At 80.5% G+C, this 261-nt stretch carries 1 protein-coding gene; it reads left to right on the top strand.

The window, feature by feature from the left end:
- A partial coding sequence (locus tag RZ84_RS39675) for a hypothetical protein (RefSeq protein ID WP_198539975.1) occupies positions 1-261 on the top strand: 261 nt, incomplete at both ends.

The following is a 261-nucleotide window of genomic DNA, read 5'->3' as shown; positions in this document are numbered from 1 at the left end:
CGCCCCGCCGCTCCCGAAGAGGCGGCGCGGCCCGCGCGTACCCGCCGCCGGGCGACCCGCAAGGTGAGCGCCCCGGACGCCGCGGCGGAGCCCGCTGCCGAGGCAGCGGAAGCGGAAGAGGAAGAAGAAGCGGCGGTGGCGGTCGAGGGTGCCGCCGTCGTCGCGGAGGAGGCTCGTCCGGCCCGTACGCGTCGCCGGGCGACCCGCAAGGGGACCGCTCCGGCCGCCGCGCCGGAGCCCGCCGCCGAGCAGGCGGAAGAG

It is taken from the genome of Streptomyces sp. CT34 (assembly GCF_000805335.1).
Lineage (GTDB): Bacteria > Actinomycetota > Actinomycetes > Streptomycetales > Streptomycetaceae > Streptomyces.
The sequence above is the reverse complement of the archived record's forward strand: the minus strand, read 5'-3'. Positions and strand labels throughout refer to the sequence as shown.